This window comes from Gallibacterium genomosp. 3 (assembly GCF_001678475.1).
Taxonomy (GTDB): domain Bacteria; phylum Pseudomonadota; class Gammaproteobacteria; order Enterobacterales; family Pasteurellaceae; genus Gallibacterium; species Gallibacterium faecale.
Map to the genome: position 1 here is coordinate 65,574 of NZ_JTJR01000045.1, position 7,675 is coordinate 73,248.

Here is a 7,675-nt window from a genome sequence, read left to right on the forward strand (position 1 = left end):
CACTTTCCCATTTTTAGATTATTCAAATTTAATATCAGCACGATTTAATAAAAATTGTACTAATAAGGAAACTGGACGACCAGTCGCCCCTTTATTTGCACCTTGTTGCCAAGCAGTTCCTGCAATATCTAAATGCGCCCAATTATATTTTTTGGTGAAGTTTGCTAAGAAACACGTTGCGGTAACAGCACCTCCCCAGCGTCCACCTACATTAGCTAAATCGGCAAAGTTAGATTTTAACAACTCATTATATTCATCATTCATCGGTAAACGCCACGCCTTATCAGTAGAAAGATCGGCTGCATTTTGAAGCTCGTTGGCTAATGTATTTACCGGTGAGAATAAGCCACTATTAACACTACCTAAGGCAACAACGCAAGCACCAGTCAAGGTTGCAATATCAATCACAGTTTCTGGTTCAAAGCGTTCAACATAAGTCAATGCATCACATAATACTAAACGCCCTTCAGCATCTGTATTTAATACTTCAACTGTTAAACCAGACATGGTGGTTAAAATATCTCCTGGGCGATAAGCATTGCCTCCAGGCATATTTTCACAACCTGCTAAAACACCAATAATATTGAGTGGTAAATTTAATTCAGCAACAGCTTTCATCACACCATAAACTGTTGCCGCACCACACATATCATATTTCATTTCGTCCATACCCGCAGCTGGCTTAATTGAGATACCACCAGAGTCAAAAGTAAGCCCTTTACCGACTAATACAATCGGTTTTGCGTTTGGATCAGGGTTATTCTTAAATTCAATAATTGACATAAAGGCTTCATTGCGTGCACCTTGAGAAACGGCTAAATAGGATTTCATTCCTAATTTTTCCATTTGTTGTTCATCAACAACGTGACTTTGAATTGATGAATAGGATTGTGCTAATTCAATGGCTTTATCTGCAAGGTGATGGGGTGTACAAATATTTGGTGGAGTATTGGCTAAATCTTTAGCTGCTTTAATACCTGCACTAATTGCTACTGCGTGTTGAATAGCACTTTCCGCTAAAGGTAATTCACGACGAGAAGGAACATTAAAGACGATTTTACGCAATTCGCGTCGAGTTTCAGGTTTAATACTCTTAAAGTCATTAAAACTATAAAGTGTTTCTTGCGCTGCTTCGACAGCAAAACGAACATTCCAATAGGTGTTGCGTCCTTTGATATGTAAACCTGTCAAATAACAAACAGCTTCCATTGAGCCAGTGTCATTTAACACTTTTACGGTTTGTTGGATAATTTGTTTATATTGACGATCATTTAATTCTCGCTCTTTACCACAACCAACAAGAAGAATGCGATCGGCAGAGATATTTGGTACATGGTGTAGTAGTAAGGTTTGTCCAACCTTTCCTTCAATATCACCACGTCGTAATAATGCGCTGATGTAGCCTTCACTAATTATATCTAACTGTTCAGCAGAACTAGAAAGACGACGAGGTTCAAATACACCAACGACTAAGCAAGCGGTGCGCTGTTTTTCAATACTGCCATTTTTGACGCTAAATTCCATATTCACATCCTTAATTATGATTTCTATTGTTGTTAGGCATCGAAACAAGGTATTATATGCCGCTGTAAATTATGTTTTATGGGGAAAAAACATAACGACGCCATCTAGATAAAATTGTCTTTTAAAGTATCGTTTTTTGTAAAAAAATCAAGTAAAAATAGAGAGAAAACATAGGCCAAACGACGTGATTTTAACAAAATATCTAATTAGAGAAACATTAAAGAGCCAGTTGGCTATTTTATTCATTTTACTCGTCATTTTTTTAGCACAGCAGCTTGTGCGAGTTCTTGGTTCAGCCGTTAATGGAAATGTGCCTGTTGATGTGATTCTGCCGTTATTAGGATTAGGTATGCCCACTATGGCACAATTAATGTTGCCATTAAGTCTATTCTTAGCTTTATTACTCACATTAGGGCGTTTATATAGCGAAAGTGAAATTACTGTAATGCAGGCGTGTGGAATTGGGCCAGAAGCACTGATTAAAGTTGGTATTTTGCTTTCGGTAATTACCGCCAGTGTTGCTGCGTATAATTCACTATATTTAACTCCATGGGCATTAAAAAAACAGGTAGATGTGGTTGAAAGTGCAAAAGCAAATCCAAGTGCATCCGCGATTACTCCGGGACAATTTATTACTTCAAGTAAAGGGGATTTTGTTCTATTTGTTGAGAAAGTAAAAGGAGATGAACTCTCGGATATTTATCTGTTCCAAACAAAACAAGTGGGGAAAGTCAAACCTTCAGTTGTGGTAGCAGAGCAAGGTACCTTTACAACAGCAGCAGATGGTGGACAAGTATTATCGTTAAAAAATGGTGAGCGTTTTGAGGGAAGTGCAACATTGCCCGAATTTCGGATTACTCACTTTACAGATTATTTAGCATTTTTAACGTTTAATCAGGTGCAAAATAATGAAACCGATTTAGATATGCAAGATAGTCATACCTTGCTAGCAGATTCTTCAGCAAAAGCGAAAGCCGAGATTGTTTGGCGGATTAATCTATTTTTGGCTGTCCCTTTAATGATGTTAATTGCGATTCCTTTAAGTAAAGTGAATCCACGCCAAGGTCGTTTTGCTAAAGTGTTGCCTGCACTCTTACTTTATTTAATCTATTTCTTATTACAAAGTTCATTAAAAACTGCGGGAATTAATGGCAAATTAGCTGCTCACCACTGGATGATTGCAGTGAATATCGCTTTCTTAATACTCGGAATTATTTTGAACTCCACCAGTGTAAGATCTACATTGTTACGCCCATTTAAACGTAATGTAGCAAGAGGTAAATAAGATGTTTAATGCCTTAGATCGTTATATAGGTAGAACTATTTTAGCTACCATTTTTGTTACTTTATTTTTATTGGTTGGCTTATCGGCAATTATCAAATTTGTTGAACAATTTCGTGCTATTGGCGAAGGGAATTATGATACGTTAAAAGCGGTAGCTTATACGTTATTGACGATTCCAAAAGATATTGAAACCTTTTTCCCAATGGCTGCGCTATTAGGTGCATTAATTGGCTTAGGTACTTTAGCATCTAATAGTGAACTAGTGGTTATGCAAGCTTCAGGTTTTTCTCGTTTCCAAATTGGAATGGCGGTGATGAAAACAGCGGTTCCATTGATTGTGTTAAATATGGCATTAGGGGAATGGGGGATTCCACAAACTGAACAGTTTGCTCGGGAAATGCGTTATAAGTCATTAACAGGTGGTTCTTTATTATCGGTAAAAGGTTCTGTTTGGGCTAAAGATGGTAATAATTTTGTTTATATTCAAAATGTACCAAAAGAGAATGAATTAGAAGGCATATATATTTATCAATTTGATCAGCAACGTAATTTAGTTAAATTAAGTCAAGCAAATCGAGCGATTTATCGAAATAATGAGTGGCGTTTTAATCAAATTTCAGAATCGTTGCTTGATCAAGATAAAGTGACGAATAAAAACTATTTAAACCAAGTGTGGAAAACTAGTATTACTCCCGATAAATTGGGGATTGTGTCGTTGCGTCCAAGTATGTTGTCGATTAGTGGACTATCGGAATATATTCAATTTCTCAAAAGTACAGGGCAAGATACGAAAACATTTGAACTCACTTATTGGCGTAAGATTTTACAGCCAATCTCAATTAGCGTGATGATGCTGTTAGCGTTATCTTTTATTTTTGGGCCATTACGTAGTGTGACGCCGGGTGTACGAGTTGTGACAGGGATTTGTTGTGGTTTTACATTCTATGTGTTAGATGAGGTATTTGGGCCATTAAGCTTAGTTTATAGTATTCCACCTATTATTGGAGCATTAGCACCAAGTGTCTTTTTTGCGGTGATTATTTGGTGGTTAATGGTGCATAAACAATATTAAAGTTAAAGTGAATGATTATTTCCCAATAAGTGATAGCCATTTATTAAATCGAATTATTTTGAGTTACAAAGAGTAAAAAGCTATGAATATAAAACATCTTTCTCCATTTATGCTGATCTTTCCTTTTGGAGTCGCAAACCTTTCTACAATAGCAGTTGCAGCAGGAAATGATTTAAATGTAACATCTCCTAATCAGTCTGCCTCAGAAAATGAATATGGCTCTGTTGTGATTAAAGATTTAGGTAATGCAGTTTTTTCAGCAGATCCGTTACAAATTAGAACGTTAACACTGAATACTAATTCTGTAGAAAATACTGCTTTTGAGGGAGTAACAACAATTAATAATTTTGATGCTAATAAAGGTAATTTATTATTTAATAAAAATTTAATAGTAGGGCAGTTACGAAAGTATCAACTAAGTGCCCCTACAGACTCTATAAAGATAGAAGTTAGAGGTGAAACTAATATTAATACAATAAGTTTATTTTCTGGCACTACTGCTAACTTTATATTTCAGCAAGGTGCAATAATAAAAAATCTTATCAATAATAATAATAGAAAGATCACATTTTCGGGAGAAGCACCGATTATTGTCAATAGACAACTTTTTGTAAGGGGGGGGGTAAATGCGTTTAATCATTTAGTTTTCCATTACTCAGGTGAAGCAGTATCAAATAATATCAATAATCTATCCTCATCTTCAGAACAAGATACTAATAATCCATCAATTAATATTACAGATGCATATTTTGATGCTAATCATTTAGAACTTATTGGTTTACCCGCTAGTAATCAAAAGAAATTAAATATAAAGGTAGCTACTTCTCCAACCAATAATAATTTTAACTCTCGAGTTATAATTAATAAGCTATCTGGTACAAATTTAGAGAATGTATTAATTTCTATTGATCGTAGTAATTTTCAGATCAAGGAGGGGAGGTTGCCTAATATTCAAGTAACAAATGAATTGAATAAAGGAACAGTTTACTTAGATCTTGGTGAAGAAGGAAAAACTATTAGTTCAGATAATATATTGTCATTTCATCAAAATAGTAATGGAGAGCTTAGAGGCGTAACGAATTTAAATAATGTTTATTTGAGTGATACTGCTTTTTTATCCTCGCGACAATCAACTATTGCCACAATTAATAATTTAATTATACAAGGGGATAAAACTAAGTCTATTGCTCAGACAGCTCAGGCACAATTTTTAGGAACAACTTTAATTAAGCAAGGATTTGTAGGTGATGGATCTATAAGTTTAAGAGGAATAAAGAGTTTTATAGGGAAAATGCCAGAGATTAGTACTGGTAGCAAGATCACAGGAGCTCAATTAAATATAAATAAGAGAGGTATATTGAGAAATCCTAATGGTTTAACATTTACATATCCTGCTACAGAATTACAAGCTTTTAATGGAGGGAAAATTGTATTAAGTGGTGCTAATTATTTGCAGGGAACGGTACTTTCTCATTCAGTAGATAATGATTCAAATATTTATTCAGAAGTAATAATTCAAGGCGATAATATTATTGCACCTTTTCTAACCAAGCAAAGTAGATTTCCAACGGCATTAAGTGTAGCTGCTGGTGGTAGAATTACAGTAGAAAATTCAGCAGACAATATTAATAAAATCTTTGGAACTATTGATGCTAATGGTCAAGATATTTATTTTGATAGAAGTTCTATCAGCGATCAATCACAGATACCTAATGTTGAAGGTACTAAAGCTACAGTATCAGGTACTAGCTATTTGTTAGGATCTGCAATAGCAAATAATACTGGAATAATTGAGTATAATTTGGGGGAAAATAGTATTTGGTTAGGTGCCGCTGATGATTATAGTGGTGTATTGCCTTCAGGTGAAATACGTGATCCAAAAGTATTTGTTCATAATGGCGTTTTACGGAAATTAACTGTTACTAAACCTAATTTAAATACTGATGGAGCTGTTGACCCATCATCTAAATTACTTTCTGAAACGGAGATACCTATACTGATTAATCATAGTGGTGCGATTAATATTGATTTAGGAAATAATAGTAAATGGGCAATTCCTTATCAAAGTTGGATTACTAAATTATCAGGTAAAGGTCGTATTTATCTAGCACAAACTCAAGATATCACTGATGCTGCACAGGTAGTAAAAGATTCATTCAATCTTCCAGATGCGACTATTGCTCCAGATGAATCAATTGTACCTATAACTGTAAAACAGACAGCGGATATTTTTCTTGAACAACGATTTAAACCTTTCAGTAATAAAGCAAAATCTTTACATATTGGAACATTATCTGGTGAAAATACTATTGTCATGAAGCTAAGCAAAAATGGTAATGATAGTGATATGTTATATATTAAAAATGGTTATAAACAGCCTAGAACAAGGAGAGATATAACAGCTGATCAAAATTCATCGCCATTATATACCACAATTATGATTAGTAATTATGATGAAGTTGCCAATAGTATGAGGGCGGGTGATAAGGTTCGTTTTGCTACTATAGATGCTAATGTTAGAGGAGATGAATTTAAACTTTCAGAACCAGAGTATAACCCAGTTACAGGACTTTATCGTTTAGGGATTAAACTTACTCGATACAGTGTTAATGATATTAATAATAGAAGTGATGCTGGACAAATAGTTGGTGAACTATTAACAAAAGATCAATTACAAAATAATAGTAGCTATAATAATGCTTATAATGGTGAAGTAATGACTTTATATAAACCTGGTACTAGCTTTGTGGCTAATAATTATAATAGTAATGATGCTGTTAATTTCTATATTGAGAAATTTTCTCAATTTTCAGAAGATCTTCCTTTAGTAATACAAAATATTAATGAAATGAATTATCTTTTAGGTACGCAATTAGATACGCATACTAAACGGGTAGGGAGTTTTCTGATTAGAAATCATAAAAATGGCTTATGGGTGAGATCTTGGGATGATGTAACAAGTAAAAAAGGGGATTTTAAGCAACATAATCATTTCTATCAATTAGGTTATAGCCATGTATATGATAGAGATTTGATAAAAAATGTGCTTGGTGTAAGTCTTGATTTCTTTTCTGCTCAGGATCGTCACTTTGGTGTTCCAGCATCAGGAAAGAGTGAAAGAAAAGGAATTTCATTATATAGCACATGGTATCAAGATAAAGAAAAAGGACAGAGTAGTTATACAGACTTAGTAATGCGTTTATCAGAAATTGGTACTCGTTTTGATTTTGAGCAGATTAATCATCAAGAACCATTACAAGGACATTATAGAAATAGAGCATTTAGCCTAAGTATTGAGCATGGATATGATAAAGTTTGGGATAAGCAAACTTTACGTCCATTTATTCGCCCACAAGGACAATTACAATATACTCACCTATCATCTTCTCAATATCAAACAAATTATGAAACTTCTATACATAATAGTGAGATCCATAGTGTAATTGGTCGTATAGGGCTAGAGTTGGGAACTGAGATAGAGAAAAAGCATCGCTTATTTTTATTAATGAACTGGTATAAAGAATTTTTTGCTCAACAGCATATAGGCATATATGAGCAAGCGGGTAGTTTTATAGCAGATAAAAATTATAAGGGGTATTGGGAAACATTTGGAGTCGGTTATTCTTATATTCATGGTCCAGTGAGAATCTATTTAAATAATGAAAATACATTTAGAAATGGATATCGGAAGAACTCACAGATTAATGGAGGGATTTCTTATTTCTTTTAATAATAATGAATGTTTAGCTGGACTAAATAGTTTATGAAAACTTGTGGTGTAATAGACAAATTTG

At 34.1% G+C, this 7,675-nt stretch carries 4 protein-coding genes; 3 read left to right on the plus strand and 1 reads right to left on the minus strand.

Features of this window, described 5'->3' with window-relative positions; translation table 11 throughout:
* Positions 1-18: 18 nt before the first annotated feature.
* On the minus strand, positions 19-1,524 hold the full coding sequence (gene pepA / locus QV06_RS10215) for a leucyl aminopeptidase (protein WP_065238044.1): 1,506 nt from the start codon (positions 1,522-1,524) through the stop codon (positions 19-21).
* 184 nt (positions 1,525-1,708) lie between these two features.
* On the opposite strand from pepA, the gene lptF reads away from it, so the two are divergent.
* The 3 genes from lptF to QV06_RS10230 all read left to right on the plus strand — a co-directional run bounded on the left by lptF (position 1,709) and on the right by QV06_RS10230 (position 7,611).
* Complete coding sequence (gene lptF, locus QV06_RS10220) at positions 1,709-2,809, plus strand: LPS export ABC transporter permease LptF (RefSeq protein ID WP_065238045.1); 1,101 nt, start codon at positions 1,709-1,711, stop codon at positions 2,807-2,809.
* A 1-nt stretch (position 2,810) separates the two neighbouring features.
* Positions 2,811-3,881, plus strand: a complete 1,071-nt coding sequence (gene lptG / locus QV06_RS10225; protein ID WP_065238046.1) for an LPS export ABC transporter permease LptG — start codon at positions 2,811-2,813, stop codon at positions 3,879-3,881.
* A gap of 82 nt (positions 3,882-3,963) precedes the next feature.
* Positions 3,964-7,611: an autotransporter outer membrane beta-barrel domain-containing protein gene (locus tag QV06_RS10230; protein WP_065238047.1), complete on the plus strand. Its 3,648-nt coding sequence runs from the start codon at positions 3,964-3,966 to the stop codon at positions 7,609-7,611.
* The last annotated feature ends 64 nt before the right edge of the window (positions 7,612-7,675 follow it).